This window comes from Cupriavidus sp. 05N40 (assembly GCF_056397305.1).
In genome coordinates, this window is record NZ_JBFTND010000023.1 from 22600 (window position 1) to 40628 (window position 18029).

The 18029-nt window shown below is 67.6% G+C and carries 17 protein-coding genes; 14 read left to right on the top strand and 3 right to left on the bottom strand.

Going from position 1 to position 18029, the window contains the following annotated elements; genetic code table 11:
- Positions 1-4: 4 nt before the first annotated feature.
- Complete coding sequence (locus AC1DO7_RS07780) at positions 5-430, bottom strand: Lrp/AsnC family transcriptional regulator (protein WP_441614189.1); 426 nt, start codon at positions 428-430, stop codon at positions 5-7.
- Positions 431-631: 201 nt separating this feature from the next.
- Between AC1DO7_RS07780 and AC1DO7_RS07785 the strand changes: the two genes are divergently transcribed.
- From AC1DO7_RS07785 to AC1DO7_RS07805, 5 genes are all read left to right on the top strand, one after another.
- Complete coding sequence (locus AC1DO7_RS07785) at positions 632-1702, top strand: ornithine cyclodeaminase (RefSeq protein ID WP_441614190.1); 1071 nt, start codon at positions 632-634, stop codon at positions 1700-1702.
- Between the two features lie 44 nt (positions 1703-1746).
- The gene (locus AC1DO7_RS07790) at positions 1747-2865 is read left to right on the top strand and encodes a succinylglutamate desuccinylase/aspartoacylase family protein (RefSeq protein ID WP_441614191.1); all 1119 of its coding nucleotides are present in this window, start codon (positions 1747-1749) and stop codon (positions 2863-2865) included.
- A 107-nt stretch (positions 2866-2972) separates the two neighbouring features.
- Complete coding sequence (locus AC1DO7_RS07795) at positions 2973-3851, top strand: alpha/beta fold hydrolase (protein ID WP_441614192.1); 879 nt, start codon at positions 2973-2975, stop codon at positions 3849-3851.
- Between the two features lie 311 nt (positions 3852-4162).
- Positions 4163-5230 carry a maleylacetate reductase gene (locus tag AC1DO7_RS07800; protein WP_441614193.1) on the top strand — a complete coding sequence of 356 codons (1068 nt, stop codon included), beginning with the start codon at positions 4163-4165 and terminating at the stop codon, positions 5228-5230.
- Between the two features lie 71 nt (positions 5231-5301).
- Entirely contained in the window at positions 5302-6177 is an 876-nt protein-coding gene (locus AC1DO7_RS07805) for an NAD(P)-dependent oxidoreductase (RefSeq protein ID WP_477115966.1), read from the top strand.
- 1037 nt (positions 6178-7214) lie between these two features.
- On the opposite strand, the gene AC1DO7_RS07810 is transcribed toward AC1DO7_RS07805, so the two are convergent.
- Positions 7215-8129: a LysR family transcriptional regulator gene (locus AC1DO7_RS07810; RefSeq protein ID WP_441614195.1), complete on the bottom strand. Its 915-nt coding sequence runs from the start codon at positions 8127-8129 to the stop codon at positions 7215-7217.
- Positions 8130-8465: 336 nt separating this feature from the next.
- Between AC1DO7_RS07810 and AC1DO7_RS07815 the strand changes: the two genes are divergently transcribed.
- The 9 genes from AC1DO7_RS07815 to AC1DO7_RS07855 all read left to right on the top strand — a co-directional run bounded on the left by AC1DO7_RS07815 (position 8466) and on the right by AC1DO7_RS07855 (position 17478).
- The gene (locus AC1DO7_RS07815; protein WP_441614196.1) at positions 8466-9812 is read left to right on the top strand and encodes an amidohydrolase family protein; all 1347 of its coding nucleotides are present in this window, start codon (positions 8466-8468) and stop codon (positions 9810-9812) included.
- 81 nt (positions 9813-9893) lie between these two features.
- Complete coding sequence (locus tag AC1DO7_RS07820; RefSeq protein WP_441614197.1) at positions 9894-11285, top strand: FAD-linked oxidase C-terminal domain-containing protein; 1392 nt, start codon at positions 9894-9896, stop codon at positions 11283-11285.
- The gene (locus AC1DO7_RS07825) at positions 11282-12790 is read left to right on the top strand and encodes a sugar ABC transporter ATP-binding protein (RefSeq protein ID WP_441643227.1); all 1509 of its coding nucleotides are present in this window, start codon (positions 11282-11284) and stop codon (positions 12788-12790) included. Before AC1DO7_RS07820 ends, AC1DO7_RS07825 begins: the two co-directional genes overlap by 4 nt.
- A complete protein-coding gene (locus AC1DO7_RS07830) occupies positions 12783-13757 on the top strand; it encodes an ABC transporter permease (RefSeq protein WP_441614199.1) in 975 nt (324 codons plus the stop codon). The genes AC1DO7_RS07825 and AC1DO7_RS07830 overlap by 8 nt, the downstream gene beginning before the upstream one ends.
- Complete coding sequence (locus tag AC1DO7_RS07835; protein WP_441614200.1) at positions 13754-14722, top strand: ABC transporter permease; 969 nt, start codon at positions 13754-13756, stop codon at positions 14720-14722. Before AC1DO7_RS07830 ends, AC1DO7_RS07835 begins: the two co-directional genes overlap by 4 nt.
- Positions 14723-14886: 164 nt before the next feature.
- Positions 14887-15843: a sugar ABC transporter substrate-binding protein gene (locus AC1DO7_RS07840; RefSeq protein WP_441614201.1), complete on the top strand. Its 957-nt coding sequence runs from the start codon at positions 14887-14889 to the stop codon at positions 15841-15843.
- 61 nt (positions 15844-15904) lie between these two features.
- Complete coding sequence (locus tag AC1DO7_RS07845) at positions 15905-16804, top strand: intradiol ring-cleavage dioxygenase (RefSeq protein WP_441614202.1); 900 nt, start codon at positions 15905-15907, stop codon at positions 16802-16804.
- A 5-nt stretch (positions 16805-16809) separates the two neighbouring features.
- Entirely contained in the window at positions 16810-17112 is a 303-nt protein-coding gene (locus tag AC1DO7_RS07850) for a YciI family protein (RefSeq protein WP_441614203.1), read from the top strand.
- A gap of 54 nt (positions 17113-17166) precedes the next feature.
- Positions 17167-17478 carry a Dabb family protein gene (locus tag AC1DO7_RS07855; protein WP_441614204.1) on the top strand — a complete coding sequence of 104 codons (312 nt, stop codon included), beginning with the start codon at positions 17167-17169 and terminating at the stop codon, positions 17476-17478.
- Between the two features lie 72 nt (positions 17479-17550).
- Here the strand turns inward: AC1DO7_RS07855 and AC1DO7_RS07860 are convergent, their stop codons facing one another.
- The gene (locus AC1DO7_RS07860; protein ID WP_477115967.1) at positions 17551-17775 is read right to left on the bottom strand and encodes a hypothetical protein; all 225 of its coding nucleotides are present in this window, start codon (positions 17773-17775) and stop codon (positions 17551-17553) included.
- Positions 17776-18029: the final 254 nt, after the last annotated feature.

An 18029-nucleotide genomic window follows, 5' to 3' on the forward strand; every position in this document is an offset into this window, starting at 1 on the left:
CGCGTCAGGAGAGCTTGTAGCTCTGCAGGTGGATGCTGGTTTCCGTGGCGCTGATGCCCTTGATCAGCCGCACGCGTTCCAGCACGTTGGCCAGTCCTTCCAGGGTCGAGGCGCGCACCTCGGCCAGCAGGTCCCACCTGCCATTGGTGTCATGCAGCGCCGCGATGCCGGGCTCCCCCAGCAGCGTGGCGATCACCTCGCGCGTCTGGTTGCCGTCCACGGCAACGCTCATCCATGCGGCAATCGCATCCGGCCGCGCCTCGGGGCGCAGCTGCACCGTATAGCCCACGATCACCCCGGATTTTTCCAGCCGCGCCATGCGGTTGGTGATGGTCGTGCGCGCCACGCCGAGCCGGTGCGCGAGCAGGGCCACGCTGGCGCGGGCGTCGGCGCGCAGCAGCGCCAGCAGTTGGTGGTCGAAGGCGTCCATGTGGGTCCATATGGGTCGATGTGTCGAAACGAAAGTCGTTGTGGTCATTCTGATGCGATGATAGTATTTTGTTGACACAATAACCACTTCATTTTGGCTTTGCCGGCTGGAAGAATGGGTGTGTTCCGCATAGGCGCCAATACGCACCAAGGCGCACCCATGCGCGCCGACATGCACCCACCAATTCCACCGGAGACCCACATGACCTTGTTCCTTTCACCCAGCCACGTATCGCGCATCGTCGCCGAGCGCGGCCTCGGCCACGCCCTGCGCGGCATGGCCGCCTATATCCGCGAGGATTTCCTGCGCTGGCAGGACTTCGACAAATCCGCCCGTGTGGCCACGCATTCGGCGCTCGGCGTGATCGAACTGATGCCGATCGCCGATGCCCGCCTCTACAGCTTCAAGTACGTCAACGGCCACCCGGCCAACACCCGCGCCGGCCTGCCCACCGTGATGGCCTTCGGCGTGCTGGCCGACGTGGACACCGGTGAGCCGGTCCTGCTCAGCGAGCTGACCCTGACCACCGCGCTGCGCACTGCGGCCACGTCCGCGGTGGCCGCCAGCCAGCTCGCGCGGGCCGGCGCCACCACCATGGCGCTGGTCGGCAACGGTGCGCAGAGCGAGTTCCAGGCGCTGGCCTTCTATCACCTGCTGGGCATCCGGCGCATCCAGGCCTTTGACGTCGATCCCGCCGCCACCGCCAAGCTGCGCCGCAACCTGGCCGATGTGCCCGGGCTGGAAGTGCGCGCCTGCGCCAGCACGGCCGAAGCCGTGCGCGGCGCCGACATCGTCACCACGGTCACCGCCGACAAGGCGCTCGCCACCATCCTCACGCCCGGCATGATCGAGCCGGGCATGCACCTGAACGCCGTGGGCGGCGATTGCCCCGGCAAGACCGAGCTGCATCCGGACATCCTGCGTGGCGCCAGCGTGTTCGTCGAGTTCGAGCCGCAGAGCCGCATCGAGGGCGACGTGCAGCAGATGCCGGCCGATTTCCCCGTCACCGAGCTGTGGTCGGTGCTGGCCGGCCGCGTGCCGGGCCGGCGCGATGCGGGCGAGGTCACCGTGTTCGATTCGGTCGGTTTCGCGCTGGAAGATTACTCGGCGCTGCGCTACCTGCGCGACCAGGCCATCGCGCTGGGGCTGGGCGAGGACGCGGCGCTGATCCCGCGCCTGCCCGATCCCAAGGACCTGTTCGCGCAGCTCGCCAGCCCGTGCGTGCCGCCCGCACCGCCGCGGGCCGCGCCGCTCGCGCAGCCCGTCAACTAAGCCAGGCCCCCCGAGGGCAAGACCCACTAGCGAAGACACACACCATGCAAAGCCAGATCCATCCCCTGATCTCCCCTGCGCCCGGGCTTGCCCTGCAGCTCACCAGCCACCATTTCGGCGACGCTGCCGCCGGGCGCAAGATCTACCTGCAGGCCGGCCTGCACGCCGACGAGATCCCCGCCATGCTGGTGGCCGTCACGCTCAAGGCGCGCCTGCGCGAGCTGGAGGCGCAGGGCCGGCTGCGCGCGCAGGTGGTGCTGGTCAGCGCCGCCAATCCGCTCGGGCTTGGCCAGGCGGTGCTGGGCAGTTTCATCGGCCGCTTCGACCTGGCCAGTGGCAATAACTTCAACCGCGGCTTCCCGATGCTGTTCAAGGACATTGCGGCGGCGGTGGAGGGCAAGCTCACGCAGGACAGCGCGCACAATCTGCGTACCATCCGCGCGGCCTGGCGCGAAGCGCTGCTGGCGCGCCCCGCCGTCAATGCCTTCAAGTCTTTGCAACACGCGCTGATGCTGCTGGCGCACGATGCGGACGTCGTGCTCGACCTGCACTGCTCGCGCGAGGCCGCCATGCATGTCTACACCGGCGATGCGATCTGGCCGGAGGTCGAGCCGCTGGCGCGCTATCTCGGCGCCACCGCCAGCCTGCTGGCGCTCGATTCCGGCGCGCACTCCTTCGACGAAGCGCACAGCTACACCTGGTGGCAGTTGCAGCAGGAATTCGGCAAGCGCTTTCCCATTCCCCACGGCAGCATCGCCGTGACCGTGGAGCACCGCGGCCAGCGCGACGTGACCGATGCCCTGGCGCAGCAGGACACGCAGGCGCTGCTCGACTACCTGACCCATATCGGCGCGATCGACGGCGACGCGCCGCCCTTGCCGCCGCTGCTCCAGCCGGCAACGCCGCTGGCCGGCAGCGAGCAGTTCGTGGCGCCCGCGGCGGGCCTGCTGGTCTATCGCGCGCCGATGGGCGCGCAGGTGAAGGCGGGGCAGCCCCTGTTCGATATCGTCGATCCGGTGGAGGGCACGCGCGAGACCATCGTCAGCCATACCGACGGTGTCTTCTACATGGGCCGCGAGGTGCGCTACGTGAAGCCGGGCGACCAGATCGGCCGGGTCTCCGGCGCGCGGGCATTCCGCGTGGGGAACCTGCTGGGGCCGTGAGGGCGTGCCTGTCTGCCGGGCTACCGGCGGGGGTGGCGCTACACTGCTGCCTGGCTCGCCGGCAGCTGGTGCCGGCCGACTTCTCGCGCGCACGCGCAGGTATCCGGATGCAAGGCACTGTTCCCGATCATTTCGATCATTTGGCACAACCCGATACCGCGGCCGCGCTGGCCGCGGTCGCGGCTCTAGAACGCCAGGCCGGCCGCACGGTCACCGATGCCGGCGGCTGCCGCGTGGTGTGGCGCCGCTTCGGCCAGGGGCGTCCGCTGATCCTGCTGCATGGCGGGCACGGCAGCTGGCTGCACTGGGTGCGCAATATCGAGGCACTGGCCGCGCGGCGCACCGTATGGGCCCCCGACATGCCGGGCTTCGGCGAATCGGGGGACATTGCCAGCGAGCTGCCCCTCATTGCCGGCACGCTGGCCGCCGCCGCCGCGCAATTGCCCGGCTGCGCGGACGGCTTCGACCTTGCCGGCTTTTCCTTTGGCGGGCTGGTCGCCGCCAACGTCGCTGCCAACGTCACGGCCTCGGCCGGCGCGGTGGGCCGGCTGGCCTTGCTGGGTTCGGCCGGGCACGCTGGCGTGCGGCGCCAGCAGCAGGCGCTGGTGGACTGGCGCAAGGCGCCGGACGAGCGCGCGCTGGCGCAAGCCATGTGCCACAATCTCGCCGCCTTCATGATTGCCGACCCCGCGCGTATCGACGCCATGGCGCTGCATGCGCATACCGAGTCTTGCAGGCATACGCGCTTTCGCAGCAAGCCGATCTCGCGCGCGGGCGGCTTGCGCGAGGCGCTCGACCGCTTTGGCGGCGACGTGCTGCTCGCCTGGGGCGAGCACGACGTGACCGCCGAACCGATGGCGGCGGCGCAGGCCATGGCGCAGGGCGACGCGCGGCGGCAGGTGCGCATCGTGCCCGGCGCCGGCCACTGGGTCCAGTACGAAGCGCACGAGCAAGTCAATGCGCTGCTGGACGGCTGGCTGGCATAAGCCGGCCTATCCTCATATCGTCCGACACGCCTCGGTGCCCGCCGGCGCGGCCTGCCTGGCTGGACGCACACGACGGGCGCCCGTAGCGCCCGGCATCGAGGCTGAGCGGCCGGCAATCCGGCCGGACCGGCGATTCTTCCGCTGGCATCAAGAGTGTTTTCCCGTTCGGGCATTTCTTTCCGGCAGGCGGAAGGCTAACGTGCACAAAGATGTTGCGCGGACGCAGGCCTGTCTGCAGGCGCAGCGCAAAGTGCGAAATAAAACACATTGGTGCGGGCGCGGTCCCGACCCATGCGGAGGAAGACAAGATCATGTCCATATCGTTTGTCTATGCAAGCCAGCCCACGCGCGTGCTGTTCGGAGCCGGCAAGCTGGACCAGCTCGCCGCCGAACTCGGGCGGCTAGGCGCCACCCGCGCGCTGGTCCTGTGCACGCCGAACCAGGTGGCGGAGGCCACGCGCGTGTCGGAACAGCTCGGGCCCTTGTCGGCCGGCGTCTACGACGGCGCGGTCATGCATGTGCCGCTGGAATCGGCCCGCGCCGCCATTGCGCACGCGCAGGCGGTCGGCGCCGATTGCATGGTCGCGCTGGGCGGTGGGTCCACCACCGGCCTGGGCAAGGCGGTGGCGCTGACCTCCGGCCTGCCCATCGTGGCGATCCCCACCACCTATGCCGGCTCGGAGATGACGTCGATCTACGGCATCACCGACGCCGGCCTGAAGAAGACCGGACGCGATGCGCGCGTGCTGCCGCGCACCGTGATCTACGATCCCGTGCTGACGACCGGCCTGCCGGTGGCGCTGAGCGTGACCAGCGGCCTGAACGCGATCGCCCATGCCGCCGAAGGCCTTTATGCGGAGGATGCCAATCCGGTCACGTCCCTGATGGCCGAGGAGGGCATCCGCGCGCTGGCCAGCGGCATTGCGCGTATCTTCGAAGCCCCGGCCGATCTCGATGCGCGCGCCGACTGCCTCTACGGCGCCTGGCTGTGCGGCACGGTGCTGGGCAGCGTGGGCATGGCGCTGCATCACAAGCTGTGCCACACGCTCGGCGGCAGCTTCAACCTGCCGCATGCCGAGACCCATACCGTGGTGCTGCCACACGCCATTGCCTATAACGCCAGTGCGGCGCCCGAAGCCATGGCGCGCATCCGCCGCGCCTTGGGCAGCGGCAACACTTCGGCGGCACGCGCCCTGTACGACCTCGCAGCGCGGCACGGTGCGCCGACCGCGCTGCGCGACATCGGCATGCGCGCCGAAGACCTGGACCGCGCCGCCGATATCGCGCTGGCCAACCCTTACTGGAATCCGCGCCCGATCGAGCGCGCGCCGATCCGCGAATTGCTGCAGGCGGCCTTCGAGGGCGCACGCCCCGACTGAGGCGCGCAGGCGAACCAGCACGGCGCAACACAGCGCCATACAACACAGCACGACACACACTGGAGACAGCAATGCAAATCGGCTTTATCGGAACCGGCAAGATGGGTTTGCCCATGGCGCGCCACCTGGYCGCGGCCGGACATGAGGTCACCGGCTTCGACCTGGCGCCCGCCGTGCTGGACGCAGCGCGCCAGGCCGGCCTGAAGACGGCCGCGTCGCTGGCGCAGGCATGCGGCGGCAAGGACATCCTGTTCAGCTCGCTGCCGCACGACGCGGCGTTCGAGGCGGTCGGCGCGCAGGTGGCGGAACTGGCGGCGCCGGGCACGCTGTACATCGATACCAGCACGGTGTCGCCGCAGGCGTCCGCGCGCGTGGCGGCGCTGCTTGCGCAACGCGATGTCCGGTACCTGCGCGTGACAGTGTCCGGCAACAACAAGATGGCCGAAGCCGCCCAGCTCACCGCGCTGGTGTCCGGTCCAGAGGCCGCCTATGAACAGGCCAGGCCCCTGCTGGCGGCGCTCGGGCCGGCCCAGTTCTACCTGGGCGAGGCGGAACAGGCGCGCCTGATGAAGCTGGTGGTGAACCTGATGATCGGCCTGACCTCCGGCATGCTGGCCGAAGCGCTGACGCTGGGCGCCAAGGGCGGCCTGAAGTGGCAGGACATGTGGTCGGTGATCACCGCCAGTGCGGTGGCCGCGCCCATCGTCAAGGCCAAGTCAGCGCAGTTGGTGGAGCATGACTACACGCCCACCTTCACGGTGGACCAGATGCTCAAGGACGTAGGGCTGATCCTGGATGCCGGTGCGGATCTGCGCGTGCCCTTGTCGCTGACCGCGCTGCTCGGCCAGATGCTGCAGGGCGCTGCGGCGCAGGGCATGGCTGGTGATGACTACGCGGCGGTGATCAAGGCTGCGCGGTTGGGGGCGGGGTTGACGGTGGAGGGATAAGGGGGGGTGGATTTTGGTCTTTAGGTGTTTGATATGATGTGATTTGATTCAAGGGATTTGGATTCAAAGTCAACTTCAAGGATTAAAATCTTCAAAGCTTCAAATTAAAAGTCAACTTCAAAGTCAACGGCTTTCGCTCCCCCGGAGCGACCTACTTTCTTTTTTCCGAAAAGAAAGTAGGCAAAGAAAGCGGACTGCCTGGCCGGCAGGGGCAGAAACATTGGGATTTCTGGTGTTTCTGGTTTCGTCGTGGGGTTCTTGGTTCTGCTTGCATCCTGCCGTTACCGGTTTTGGCGGTCGCTATCCTGCGGGTGGCGTTCGATTCGTGGTGGCGCTACATGATGGCGGCAGCCCAGGTGGTTCAATCTGCTGCCGCGACCGGGGCGGATGGGGACGTCATAGGAGCGGCACTGGTTTCGTGGTGGGCGCGGTGGCCCCTGTTTGAGCTCGGTGCCTCATAGCTCCCGTGCCTAATAGCGCCAGCTTCAGAAATAAGCGGTGGGCGCGGTGGCCCCTGTTTGAGTTMGGTGCCTCATAGCTCCGTGCCTAATAGCGTCAGCTTCAGAAATAAGCGGTGGCCGGCTTGAAGTAACCCGGCACACCCGCGCCCCGGTCCACCGCGCCCACCACGAAACCACGAGAGTGCTATGTCGTGGCCGCTCAAGCCGGTAACGGCAGATGGCAGAACTGGCAGTGTGCTCGCCATCATAGGTCTGACCCCGAAACCACTGCAGCCAGCAAGATCGCGGCCGCCCRCCCCGGTAACGGCAGGATGCAAGCAGAACCAAAAACCCCACGACGAAACCAGMAACACRAGAAATCCCAACGTTTCTGCCCCTGCCGGCCAGGCAGCCCGCTTTCTTTGCCTACTTTCTTTTCGGGGAAAAGAAAGTAGGTCGCTCCGGGGGAGCGAAAGCCTTTGACGTTGAATTTGACTTTGAAGTTGAAATTGAAGTTGAAGTTGAAGTTGACTTTAAGATCTTGATGTGTACGTTTTATAGGGAGGTTCTACAGACCGCCGGAAAAACAAAAAATCCTCAAGAAGTCCACTTCCTCTCATAATCCATCCGCTCGAAGTGCGCCACCAAAAAATCAATAAACAACCGCACCTTCGCAGCCAGATAGCGCCGGCTCTGAAACGCAATATTAATGGTAAGACGAGGCAAATCCCAGTCATCCAGCACCGGAATCAGCCTCCCCGCCACGATATCGTCGTAGATGATGTACTTGGGCTGCACCAGGATGCCCAGGCCTTCCATCGCCGCGGCGCGAATCACCTGCCCGTCGTTGGATTCGAGCTTGCTGCGCACCGTCACGCCCCTTTCCTCGCCGCCGCGCGTGAAGTTCAGCTCGTGCGGACGGTTGGCGTACGAATAGATCAGCATCTGGTGGCGCAGCAGGTCTTCTACCTCGCGCGGCGCGCCCATGCGGTCCAGGTAACGCGGTGAGGCCGCCAGCACGCGCCTGGTCTCGGCCAGCCGGCGCACCGTCAGGCCGGAATCGGGCTCGAACTCGCGCGTGCGGATGGCGAGGTCGATGCCGCTGTCCATGATGTCGTAGTAGCGGTTGGCGGTGAGGATATTGACGTCCACCTTCGGGTAGAGCCGGGTGAATTCCGGCAGCAGCGGCGCCAGGTGCTTCATCGAGAACGACATCGAGGCCGTGATCGTCAGCGTGCCGCCCGGCTCCAGCACATTGGCGTTGACGGCCGCCTCCGCTTCCTTGATTTCCGCCAGCACGCCCTTGCAGCGGCGGAAGAATTCGTGCCCCACGTCGGTCAGGTAGAGGCGCCGCGTATTGCGCTCGATCAGGCGCGCCGACAGGCGCTGCTCCAGCGAGGCCAGGTAGCGGCTGGCCGCCGCATTGGAGATATCCAGGCTGTCGGCAGCCTTGGTGATGCTGCCCAGTTCGGCGGTCTGCACGAACAGTTCGAGTTCGGTCCAGCGGTCCATCTTCGTCTCCCCTTTGTCTTTGACCCGGTGCGGACGCTGCGGCCAGGCGCCGCATGATTCTCTCGCCTGGCGGAAAGAAGATTTCCTTATCCGTCGTTTTTTTCCGTTTGCCGGGAGTATAGAGTTTGTTCCAGCGCATGTCAGCCCGCGCGGTCCCTGCAAAGGCCACCCGCTGACACGTAGCCCGCCATACACAGAGCGGCACGCTGGCGACCCTGGTTGCCGGCAGTGCCGCCGCTTACGGAGACCGACCCATGCCCGCCATCCAGCCTCTTCCTGCCTGCCTGTCCGGCACCGCCAGCATTGCCCGCCGTTCGCGCTGAGGAGGACGCAGCCATGTCACGCATCCTGTTCCGCGGCGCCACCCTGGTCACCATGGAACCCGCGCTCGGCGAGCTTGCCGGCGACCTGCTGGTCGAAGGCGATCGCATCGCCGCCATCGCGCCGCGCATCGACGCCGTGAGCGCGGACAACGCCGAGATCATCGACGCCCGCGGCTTTATCGTCGCGCCCGGCTTTGTCAACGCACACATGCATACGTGGCAGACCGCCCTGCGCGGCGTGGCCGCGGGCTGGACGCTCACCGGATACTTCCGCCAGATGCATGCGGGGCTGGCCACGCGCTTCACGCCGGCCGACATCGGCATCGCCACGCTGGTGGGCGCCTGGAACCAGCTCGACTGCGGTACCACCACGCTGGTGGACTGGTGCCACAACAATCCCACGCCGGCGCACAGCGATGCCGCCGTGGATGCGCTGGAACAGTCGGGCATCCGCGCGGCCTTCCTGCACGGCTCGCCCAAGCCCGATCCCAAGCCCGGCGCGCTGCCGTTCTGGGAGATGCCGCATCCGCGCGGCGAGGTGGAGCGCCTGGCGAAGCGCCTGCAGGGCTCGCACCTGCTCAGCCTCGGGCTGGCGATCCTGGGCCCGCATTACTCGACGCTGGAAGTGGCGCTGCACGATTTCGCGCTGGCGCGCGAGTTCGGCCTGCTGGCCAGCATGCACCAGGGCGGCGGCAGCGCGCGCACGCCGGATGGCTGGGAGCGGCTGGAGCAGGCCGGCCTGCTGGGCTCCCATATCAATATCGTGCACGGCAACAACCTGACCGACGACCAGCTTGCGCGCTTCGCGGGCCTGGGCATGAGCTTCTCGCTCACACCGGAGAACGAGCTGACGCAGGGCCACGGCTTCCCGATCACCGGCAGGCTCACCCGGCTGGGCGTGATGCCGTCGCTGGGCGTGGACCTGGAGTCGGGACTGTCGGGCGAGATGTTCGTCGCCGCGCGCATCGCGCTGGGCGTGCAGCGCGCGCTGGACCATGCCGCCTACCGGCAGGCGCACGGCGAGATCGCCCCTGCGCACGCGGTGAGTTGCCGCGACGCGCTGGCATGGGTCACCGTGGCCGGGGCACGCATGCTGGGCATGGAGGACCGGATCGGCTCGCTGGCCGTCGGCAAGCAGGCCGACCTGGTGCTGATCGATGCGCGCCGGCTCAACATGATGCCGCTGCACGATCCCGTCAGCGCCATCGTCATGCAGGCCAGCCTGGCCAATATCGACAGCGTGTTCGTGGCCGGCCGCGCGCGCAAGCGCCACGGGCGCCTGCTGGTGGACGGGCTGCCCGGCAAGCTCGACGCGCTGCGCGAGTCGGGCGAGCGGCTGGTGGCGACGATGGCCGGGTAGAGGGGCCGGAGGAGAGGCGGCGCATCAACCGGCGCAGGCCTTCTCCCCGCAGGGATTCGAAATAATCAAAAGGAGGAGACCATGCATGCAACACCAGACGAGCGCGACCGCGCGCTCGCCGAACTGCGGCAGATGCTGGGCGAGCGCTGCTCGACCGCGCTGGCCGCGCGCGAGCATCACGGCCGCAGCGAGGCGTACCACGCGGTGAAGCTGCCGGACGCCGTGGTGTTTCCGGAAACCACCGAGGAAGTCCGGCGCATCGTTGCCGTGGCCGGCCGCGCGCGCGTGCCGCTGGTGCCGTTTGGCGCGGGCACGTCGCTCGAAGGCAATGCCTCGGCGCCGCAGGGCGGCATCTGCATCGACATGATGCGCATGAACCGTGTGCTGGCCGTCAACCAGGGCGACATGGACTGCCGCGTGCAGCCCGGCGTCACGCGCAAGCAGCTCAACGCGGAGCTGCACGGCAGCGGCCTGTTCTTTCCCATCGATCCTGGCGCGGATGCATCCATCGGCGGCATGTCGTCGACGCGGGCCTCGGGGACCATGGCGGTGCGCTACGGCACCATGCGCGAGAGCGTGCTGTCGCTCGAGGCCGTGATGCCGGACGCCAGCGTGGTGCGCACGCGCCGCCGCGCGCGCAAGTCCGCCGCCGGCTATGACCTCACGCACCTGCTGGTGGGCAGCGAGGGCACGCTGGCCGTGCTCACCGAGATCACGCTGCGGCTGCATCCGCTGCCGGAGGCCGTGTCCGCCGCGGTGTGCCCGTTCGGCACGCTGGAAGACGCCGTCGATTGCGTGATCGAGACCATGCAGGCGGGCGTGCCGGTGGCGCGCATCGAGCTGCTCGACAGCGTGATGATGCATGGCGTCAACCTGCACTCCCACCTCGACTACCCGGAAAAGCCCACGCTGTTCTTCGAGTTCCACGGCAGCGAGTCCGCGGTGCGCGAGCAGGCGGAGCAGGTGCAGGCCATCGCCGCGGGCCACGGCGCGGATGCCTTCCAGTGGGCCACGCGGCCCGAGGACCGCAGCCGCCTGTGGCACGCACGCGAGAACACGCTCTACGCGGGCATGGCGCTGCGCCCCGGCGCGCGCGCCATGATCACCGATGTGTGCGTGCCGATCTCGGAGCTGGCGCGCTGCCTGCTGGAGACCCGGCAGGATATCGACGCCTCCGGCCTGACGGTGCCCATCGTCGGCCACGTGGGCGACGGCAACTTCCACCTGCTGATCCTGGTCAACCCCGACGACCCCGCCGAGATCGCGCGCGCGATGCGGCTGCAGGACGCCATGGTGGAGCGCGCGCTGCGCCTGGACGGCACCTGCACCGGCGAGCACGGCATCGGCACCGGCAAGATGCATTTCCTGGAAGCCGAACTGGGCGGCGCGGTGGATGTCATGCGAAGCGTGAAGCAGGCCATCGACCCGCACAACATCATGAACCCCGGCAAGATCTTCAGGACCGAATCATGAACGCCATCACAGAAGTCACGCCGCTGCTGGAGATGCGCGGCATCTGCAAGAGCTTCCCCGGTGTCAAGGCGCTCGATGACGTGTCCTTCGCCATCTACCCCGGCGAGGTGCACATGCTGCTGGGCGAGAACGGCGCCGGCAAGTCGTCGCTGATGAAGGTCCTGTGCGGCGTTTACCTGGCCGACGCCGGCGAGTTCCACCATGAAGGCAAGCCGGTCGCCGTCGGCGGCCCGGCCGACACCATGCGCATGGGCATCGCGGTGATCTTCCAGGAGTTCTCGCTGGTGCCTTACCTGGACATCGCGCAGAACATCTTCCTGGGGCGCGAGCCGCGCGGGCGCTTCCCGGGCTCGGTCGACCACGCGAAGATGCACGCCGAAGCGCGCCGCATCCTCGACATCCTGGGCATGGAGGTCAGCACGCATACGCCGGTGCACAAGCTGGGCGTGGCGCAGCAGCAGATGGTGGAGATCGCCAAGGCGCTGTCGCAGAACGCGCGCATCCTGGTGCTGGACGAACCCACCGCCGCGCTGTCGGACCGCGAGACCGAGAAGCTGTTCGCGGTGATCGAACGGCTCAAGGCGGACGGCGTGTCGATGATCTATATCTCGCATCGCATGGCTGAAGTCTTTGCGCTGGGCGACCGCATCACCATCCTGCGCGACGGCCGCAAGGTCGGTGCCTGCCTGCCGGGCGACGCCACCCCGGACGAACTGGTGGCACGCATGGTGGGCCGCAAGGTGGACATGAGCTACAGCCGCGAGCGCAGCGCGCAGCTGGGCGAGGTGGCGCTCGACGTACGCAACGTCAGCGCCGCGACCGGCATTGCCGATATCAACCTGCAGGTGCGGGCCGGAGAAATCGTGGGGCTGGCGGGGCTGGTTGGCTCGGGCCGCAGCGAGGTCGCGCGCGCCGTGTTCGGCGCCGATCCCATCCAGGCTGGCGAGGTCAGCATCTTCGGCCGGCGCATGAATGGCGGGCCGGACCGCGCGCGCGAACTGGGCGCCGCGCTGATCCCCGAGAGCCGCAAGACCGAAGGACTGGCGCTGATCCGCACGGTGCGCGACAACATGCTGCTGGCCGGGCTGCGCCGGGCGTTTCCCTCGCGCTGGTACCGCGCCGAGCGCGCGCGCGAACTGGCCGAGCGCGAGATCGCGCGGCTGCGCATCGCCACGCCCAACGGCGACCAGCTCGCGCAGTTTCTCTCCGGCGGCAACCAGCAGAAGATCGTGATCGGCAAATGGCTGGTGGCCGAGGCGAAGCTGTTTATCTTCGACGAACCCACGCGCGGGATCGACGTGGGGGCGAAGGCGGAGATCTTTGCCCTGATCGACAGCCTGGTCAAGCAGGGCGCCGGCGTCCTGCTGATCAGCTCGGAGCTGCCGGAAATCATCAATGTCTGCGACCGCGCCTATGTGATGCGCGGCGGCCGCATCGCCGGCGAAGTCGCCCATGGCGAGATGACCGAAGAACGGATTCTGCAATTGGGGATGAACGATGCCTGATACACATGCACTGACAAGGCCGCTGGGCCAGCCGCGCAGCAATCCGCTGGGCAGGATGCCCGGCTCGGTATGGGTGCTGGGGCTGCTCGCGCTGGCCTTCAGCCTGACGGGCTCGGGCTTCCTGAGCGTGGAGAACCTGCTCAATATCGGCACGCAGTCCACCATCTTGCTGCTGATCGCGCTGCCGATGACGCTGATCATCATGACCGAGGGGCTGGACCTGTCGATGGGCGCCGTGCTCACGCTGTGCGGCGTGGTGCTGGCGATGGTGATGGTGGCAACGCAATCCCTGCCGCTGGCGCTGGGCGCCGCGCTGCTGACCGGGCTGGCGTTCGGGCTGCTCAACGGCGCGCTGGTGTCCTGGCTGGAGATCCCGCCCTTCGTGGCCACGCTCGGCACGCTGGGCGCCGCGCAGGGGCTGGCGCTGGTGGCCACCGACGGCCAGAGCGTGGTCGGCATCGGCGACACCATCCCGCTGATCTACTCCGGCGAGTGGCTGGGCATTCCGTTCCCGCTGTGGATCGGCGTGGCGTTCTACGGCCTGTTCCACTGGCTGCTGTACCGCACGCGCTTCGGCGCCTATGTGTTCGCCCTCGGCGGCAACCGCGAGGCGCTCAAGTTCTCCGGCGTGCGCATCAACGTGTACCTGATCGCCGTCTACGTGCTGGGTGGCCTGATGGCCGGCGTGGCGGCGCTGCTGCTGACCGCGCGCATGAACGCAGGGCATCCCACCGCGGCCATCGGCATGGAGTTCGACGCCATCGCCGCGGTGGCGGTGGGCGGCACCACCTTCGACCGCGGCAACGGCTGGCTGCCGGGCACGGTGCTGGGCGTGCTGGCGGTGGGCGTGCTGCGCAACGGCCTGAACCTGGTCGGCGTGCAGTCGTCGGTGCAGGTGGCGGCCATCGGCCTGCTGGTGCTGGTGGTGCTGCTGATCGAATCGTTCAAGGGAAGGGGGAAAGCATGAACACGGCCACTCTGATTCCGCCGCTGTCGGCGGACGCCCGCTCGTTCGCCTACCGGCTGTTCGCGCTCGGGCTGCTGTGCCTGGCGCTGGCGCTGGCGTCCGATGCGTTCCTGACGCTGGGCAATATCCTCAACGTGCTGCGCCAGGCCAGCCTGCTGTTCCTGCTGGCCTCGGGCCTGACGCTGGTGATCCTGACCGGCGGGCTGGACTTGTCGGTGGGGGCCAACGTGGCCATGTCGGCCTGCGTGGCGGCCACGGTGATGAAGGCGACCGGCTCCACCATGCTGGGCGTGGGCGCGGGCCTGGGCACCGGCGCGCTGATCGGCCTGGCCAACGGCCTGCTGGTGGCGCTGCTGCGCATTCCGCCCTTCATCGCCACCTACGGCATGTTGTGGGTGCTGCACGGCGTGACCTACTGGTTCATGGCCGGCGAGACCATCCACGGCTTCCCGCCGGAGTTCCGCGCCATCGGCAGCGGCTACCTGCTCGGCGTGCCGGTGCCGGTCTACCTGATGCTGCTGTTCCTGCTGGCGGGCACCGCCATGTCGCAAAAGACCACCTACGGGCAGGAGATCTATGCCATCGGCGCCAACCCCGTGGCCGCGCGCCTGTCGGGCGTGCCGGTGATCAAGCGCCTGGTGCTGGTCTACCTGGTCAGCGGCGCCATGGCCGGCATTGCCAGCCTGGTGTTCCTGGCGCGGCTGAACTCGGCCGAAGGCGACATCGGCGAATCGCTCACGCTGCCGGCCATCGCCGCGGTGCTGATCGGCGGCACCTCGCTGTTCGGCGGGGTGGGGCGGGTATCGGGCACGCTGGTCGGCGCCATCATCCTCACGCTGGTGCTCAACGGCATGAACCTGCTCACCGTCAGCGCCAACTGGCAGCCGCTGGTGACGGGCGTGATCGTGGTGCTGGCGGTGTTCCTGGACACGCTGTCGCGCAAGCGCATCGGCGTCAGGTCATAAGGCCGGCCCGCGGGTCTTCCGGTTCACGGCGGTGCAGGCGCGGTACGCCAGGCAGGACGACGCAGGCAAGACGCAGGCAAGACGGTTCACACAAGACGGTTCACACAAGACGATTCGCAACAGACAACAGCCAGACAACAGCTAGATAAYAGACGACAGGAGACATGATGAACGCACCCAAGCTCAAGCAACTCGCCGGCATGCTGGCCCTGGCCGCCACCGCCACGCTGGCCCTGCCGGCCCACGCCGACGGCGAGCGCATCGCGGTATTCACCAAGAACCAGACCAACCCCTTCTTCCAGGTGCTGCGCCAGGGGGCCGACGCCGCGGCCAAGAGCATGAACGCGCGCCTGACCCACTACATCCCCACCAAGCCGGACAGCATTCCGGAGCAGATGAGCCAGATCGAGGACGTGATCGTCAAGAAGACCGACGCCATCGTCTTCGTGCCGGTGGACTACAAGGCGATGGGCCCGGGCGTGAAGAAGATGAACGCAGCCAATATCCCGGTGGTCAACGTCACCGACAAGAGCGACGTGGGCAACTTCGTGTCCTTCGTCGGCGCCAGCGACTATGACCTCGGCCTGAAGACCGCCACCCACCTGTTCAAGGCCATGGGCGGCAAGGGCAACGTGGTGCTGCTCGAAGGCATCAAGGGCTCGCTCACCAATATCGACCGCGTGCGCGGCCTGCACGACGCGCTCAAGGCGTTCCCCGGCGTGAAGCTGGTGGCGTCGCAGCCGGCCAACTACCAGCGCCTGCAGGCCCTGCAGGTGATGGAGAACCTGATGCAGTCCTACCCGCAGATCGACGGCATCTTTGCCGCCAACGACGCCATGGCCATCGGCGCCATCGAGGCGCTGCAGGGCGCCAACCGCAAGGCGCTGGTGTCCGGCATCAACGGCACCAAGGAGGCCGTGGACGCGATCAAGGCCGGCACCCTGCTGGCCACCGGYGACTACAATGGTTTTGCCCAGGGCTGCCTGGGCACCATGGCCGCCATCCGCAAGCTGCGCGGCATGCCGGTGACGCCGAGCATCGTGCTGCCGGCCACCGTGATCGACAAGACCAACTACCAGGCGCTCGACGTGCCCGTGGAAAAACGGACCTGCCCGCGCTGAGAAGACGCCGCCAAGACCTGAGCGCGGCGACCCGATCATCTTCAATCACTGAACCGACATCATGCGTAATCTCGACGAAGAGACCATCACCCAGGCGGTACTGGCGCGGCACGCCGACATGCCCAACGGCCGCCTCAAGCAGATCATGACCAGCCTGGTCCAGCATCTGCATGCCTTTGCCCGCGAAGTGCAGCTCACCGAAGAGGAGTGGGCGCAGGGCATCCAGTTCCTGACCGAGGTGGGGCAGACCTGCACCGGCACCCGCCAGGAATTCATCCTGCTGTCCGATACGCTGGGCCTGTCCACCCTGGTGACCGCGCAGAACCACAAGAAGCCGCGCGGGTGCACCGAGGCCACCGTGTTCGGCCCGTTCTACGTGGACGGCGCGCCCGAATACGAACTCGGCGGCGATGTCGGCAACGGCATGGCCGGCGACCCCTGCTACGTCAGCGGGCACGTCAAGGGCATTGGCGGCGAAGCCGTGCCGGGCGCCCGCATGGAGGTGTGGCAGGCGGATTCCGAGGGCTTCTACGATGTGCAACAGCCGGGGCTCGAGCAGCACCAGGGCCGCGGCGCACTGATGGCCGACGCCGAAGGCGGCTACCGCTTCAAGTCGATCCTGGCGGAGTGCTACCCGATCCCGCACGACGGTCCCGTGGGCCACATGCTCGACGCCATGGGGCGCCATCCCTGGCGTCCCGCGCACCTGCACTTCATGATCTCGGCGCCGGGCTACGAGACGCTGATCACGCATGTGTTCCGCGACGGCGACGCGTACCTGGATTCCGATGCCGTATTCGGCGTGCGCAGTTCGCTGATCGCCGACTGGGTGCGGCACGAGTCCGGCACCACGCCGGATGGCAAGGTGTCGGCCGCGCCGTTCTATACGCTTGATTTCGATTTCATCCTCAACCCGTCCGCGCCTGCCGCGCCGGCGCAATCCGCATCCAACCGGAGGTAAGCCACATGCTGTTTGTATTCCATCTTCTCGACAAGCCGGGCACCGGCGAGCTGCGCGCCAAGGTCCGTCCCGATCACAAGGTCTACCTGGGCGCCAAGGCCGACAGCATTGCCTTTGCCGGCCCGCTGCTCGGCGACGATGGCGAAACCATGGTCGGCAGCCTGCTGGTGATCGATTTCCCCTCGCACGCCGATGCAAAGGCCTGGCTGGCGGCGGAGCCGTTCACGCGCGCCGGCGTGTACGGGCAGTCGGCGGTGCACGCGTTCGCCAACCTGTGGCCGCAGAAGGCCGGCTTCCCGCCGGCCTGAGCGGCGCGTCGGGAAGCAAGCTGAGCCAAAGCTGAACCAAGACAAGGGGGAAACGTGTCCATCGTCAAACACATCGTGATGTGGAACCTGCGCGGCGAGACCGAGCGGGACAAGCGCGACGCCGTGGCCCGGCTCAAGCTCGCCTTTGAAGGGCTGCGCGGCCGCATTCCGGGCCTGCGGCATCTGGAAGTGGGAGTGGATTCGAGCGGGGTCAACTATGCCTGCGACGTAGTGCTCTACTCGGAGTTCGAGTCGCAGAGCGCGCTGGAAGGCTATGCCACGCACCCGGAGCACCTGCGGGTGAAGGAAGAACTCGGCGACCTGCGCATCGCGCGGCACCAGGTGGATTACGAGGCAGCCGCCTGAGCTGCCTGAGCAACCTGAGCAACAAGACGGCTCCCGCCCCGGGCGCGCGAGTCTGCGCCCCGGGGTCGGGTTTCAGCCCTGCGCCCCCCAGGCGCGCGCGGCCACCGGCGGAAACACGCACCACGAACCATCACCGTGGCGGAAGAAGAACAGCATGTCGGYGGCGCGCTGCACGCAGACATAAGGCACGTGCCCGGCGTGCGTCCTGCCGAAGCGTGCCACGCGCAGGGGAAGGCCCTCGGCGGGGGCGATCCACTTGGCCACGATCGAATGCAGGGTAGTGATGTCCGGGCGCATTTTGTTCTCCGCTTCGTTGCTCTTCGCCGTTTCGCTTCTTCGCTTGGCGGCGTGCTTGCCGGCTGCCGGGAGCCCGGGCTTGCTGCCGGGGGCATCGCGGTAATTCCTTGATTCCATGCTAGGCGCGGGGGCGGCGCGACGGCGTCGGCGCGGTGGAAAACACGTATCGGCGGTGGATGAATCTGGCGTAGGGAAACGGCTTACAAAGGCGACTGGGCCGCGGGATCGCGGCCCGGGCGCGTGGTCCCGGCGAG